Source organism: Methylobacterium sp. D48H (assembly GCF_053345715.1).
Genome location: NZ_JBKFAP010000207.1, coordinates 1 through 284, shown reverse-complemented (window position 1 = coordinate 284; position 284 = coordinate 1). Strand labels below are relative to the sequence as shown.

Genomic DNA, 284 nt, shown 5'->3' with positions numbered 1-284 from the left:
CGAGCGGGCTTCGCGGCCGGGGATGGAGCGGCCGACAGGGACGGATCGGCCGTCCCGTCGGGCACGGCCGTCACGGTCCCGTCGGCGAATTGCAGGCTGAGGCGCTGGGCGGGCGCCGCCTCCGCGGCGCGGCGGACGGGCAGCCCCGCGGCGTCGCGCACCAGCACGTAGCCCCGGTCGAGCACCGCGCGGTAGCTGAGCGAGCCGAGCAGGCCCGCCAGACCGCCGAGCCGGTCGCGACGACGCCCGATGCCGCGCGCGCCCGCCTGGGTGAGGCGCTCCGA

1 protein-coding gene is annotated in these 284 nt (G+C 79.6%); it reads right to left on the bottom strand.

Annotation, left to right across the window (positions count from 1 at the left end):
* Window positions 1-284: exodeoxyribonuclease VII large subunit (locus ACLBX8_RS32150; protein WP_447716467.1), on the bottom strand; the 284-nt coding region annotated here is incomplete at both ends.